1 rRNA gene is annotated in these 3200 nt (G+C 57.5%); it reads right to left on the reverse strand.

The features are described 5' to 3' along the window. Nucleotides 1-21: 21 nt before the first annotated feature. Nucleotides 22-3143 (reverse strand): 23S ribosomal RNA (locus tag ACTWQC_RS35625). Nucleotides 3144-3200: the final 57 nt, after the last annotated feature.

Below are 3200 nucleotides of genomic sequence, written 5' to 3' on the forward strand. Positions count from 1 at the left end.
ACACAGTGAACGCGAGCATCTGAGGACAAGCCCTCGGCCTATTAGTACCAGTCAACTCCACCCGTTACCAGGCTTCCATATCTGGCCTATCAACCCAGTCGTCTCCTGGGAGCCTTAACCCCTCAACGGGGGTGGGAGTCCTCATCTCGAAGCAGGCTTCCCGCTTAGATGCTTTCAGCGGTTATCCCTCCCGAACGTAGCCAACCAGCCATGCCCTTGGCAGGACAACTGGCACACCAGAGGTTCGTCCGTCCCGGTCCTCTCGTACTAGGGACAGCCCTTCTCAAGACTCCTACGCGCACAGCGGATAGGGACCGAACTGTCTCACGACGTTCTAAACCCAGCTCGCGTACCGCTTTAATGGGCGAACAGCCCAACCCTTGGGACCGACTCCAGCCCCAGGATGCGACGAGCCGACATCGAGGTGCCAAACCATCCCGTCGATATGGACTCTTGGGGAAGATCAGCCTGTTATCCCCGGGGTACCTTTTATCCGTTGAGCGACGGCGCTTCCACAAGCCACCGCCGGATCACTAGTCCCGACTTTCGTCCCTGCTCGACCCGTCGGTCTCACAGTCAAGCTCCCTTGTGCACTTACACTCAACACCTGATTGCCAACCAGGCTGAGGGAACCTTTGGGCGCCTCCGTTACCCTTTAGGAGGCAACCGCCCCAGTTAAACTACCCACCAGACACTGTCCCTGATCCGGATCACGGACCCAGGTTAGACATCCAGCACGACCAGAGTGGTATTTCAACAATGACTCCACGAACACTGGCGTGCCCGCTTCACAGTCTCCCACCTATCCTACACAAGCCGAACCGAACACCAATATCAAGCTGTAGTAAAGGTCCCGGGGTCTTTCCGTCCTGCTGCGCGAAACGAGCATCTTTACTCGTAGTGCAATTTCACCGGGCCTATGGTTGAGACAGTCGAGAAGTCGTTACGCCATTCGTGCAGGTCGGAACTTACCCGACAAGGAATTTCGCTACCTTAGGATGGTTATAGTTACCACCGCCGTTTACTGGCGCTTAAGTTCTCAGCTTCGCCACCCCGAAGAATGACTAACCGGTCCCCTTAACGTTCCAGCACCGGGCAGGCGTCAGTCCGTATACATCGCCTTACGGCTTCGCACGGACCTGTGTTTTTAGTAAACAGTCGCTTCTCGCTGGTCTCTGCGGCCACCACCAGCTCAAGGAGCAAAGCCCCATCACCAGCAATGGCCCCCCTTCTCCCGAAGTTACGGGGGCATTTTGCCGAGTTCCTTAACCATAGTTCACCCGAACGCCTCGGTATTCTCTACCTGACCACCTGAGTCGGTTTAGGGTACGGGCCGCAACAGCACTCACTAGAGGCTTTTCTCGACAGCATAGGATCATCCACTTCACCACAATCGGCTCGGCATCAGGTCTCAGACTTAAAGTCACGCGGATTTACCTACGTGACGTCCTACACCCTTACCCCGGGACAACCACCGCCCGGGCTGGACTACCTTCCTGCGTCACCCCATCGCTCACCTACTACCGGATCGGACCACCGGCTCCACCAAGAGCATTCCCGAAGGAACACCCCGGCTTCACGGGCTTAGCATCACCGGATTCAGCGTTGGCGCACTATCACGGGTACCGGAATATCAACCGGTTGTCCATCGACTACGCCTGTCGGCCTCGCCTTAGGTCCCGACTTACCCTGGGCAGATCAGCTTGACCCAGGAACCCTTAGTCAATCGGCGCACACGTTTCCCACGTGTGTATCGCTACTCATGCCTGCATTCTCACTCGTGAACCATCCACAACTCCCTTACAGGGCTGCTTCACCCGGCACACGACGCTCCCCTACCCACCCCAGCAGACGTTGGTCCTTACGCTGGAGTGACACGACTTCGGCGGTACGCTTGAGCCCCGCTACATTGTCGGCGCGGAATCACTTGACCAGTGAGCTATTACGCACTCTTTCAAGGATGGCTGCTTCTAAGCCAACCTCCTGGTTGTCTCTGCGACTCCACATCCTTTCCCACTTAGCGTACGCTTAGGGGCCTTAGTCGATGCTCTGGGCTGTTTCCCTCTCGACCATGGAGCTTATCCCCCACAGTCTCACTGCCGCGCTCTCACTTACCGGCATTCGGAGTTTGGCTAAGGTCAGTAACCCGGTAGGGCCCATCGCCTATCCAGTGCTCTACCTCCGGCAAGAAACACACGACGCTGCACCTAAATGCATTTCGGGGAGAACCAGCTATCACGGAGTTTGATTGGCCTTTCACCCCTAACCACAGGTCATCCCCCAGGTTTTCAACCCTGGTGGGTTCGGGCCTCCACGACCTCTTACAGCCGCTTCACCCTGCCCATGGCTAGATCACTCCGCTTCGGGTCTTGGGCATGCTACTCAAGTCGCCCTCTTCGGACTCGCTTTCGCTACGGCTCCCCCACACGGGTTAACCTCGCAACACACCGCAAACTCGCAGGCTCATTCTTCAAAAGGCACGCAGTCACGACGTTGAGTGCAAGCACTCAACGCGACGCTCCCACGGCTTGTAGGCACACGGTTTCAGGTACTATTTCACTCCGCTCCCGCGGTACTTTTCACCATTCCCTCACGGTACTATCCGCTATCGGTCACCAGGGAATATTTAGGCTTAGCGGGTGGTCCCGCCAGATTCACACGGGATTTCTCGGGCCCCGTGCTACTTGGGAATCACACAAGCAAGCCGCTGACATTTCAGCTACGGGGGTCTTACCCTCTACGCCGGGCCTTTCGCATGCCCTTCGCCTACATCAACGGTTTCTAACTCACCCAGCCGCCGGCAGACGACTGAAGCGCGATCCCACAACCCCGCATGCGCAACCCCTGCCGGGTATCACACACATACGGTTTAGCCTCATCCAGTTTCGCTCGCCACTACTCCCGGAATCACGGTTGTTTTCTCTTCCTGCGGGTACTGAGATGTTTCACTTCCCCGCGTTCCCTCCACACACCCTATGCGTTCAGATGCGGGTGACAGCCCATGACGACTGCCGGGTTTCCCCATTCGGACACCCCCGGATCACAGCTCGGTTGACAGCTCCCCGGGGCCTATCGCGGCCTCCCACGTCCTTCATCGGTTCCTGGTGCCAAGGCATCCACCGTGCGCCCTTAAAAACTTGGCCACAGATGCTCGCGTCCACTGTGCAGTTCTCAAACAACGACCAGCCACCCACCACCCC

Source organism: Streptomyces sp. 8N616 (genome assembly GCF_052246385.1).
Classification (GTDB): domain Bacteria; phylum Actinomycetota; class Actinomycetes; order Streptomycetales; family Streptomycetaceae; genus Streptomyces.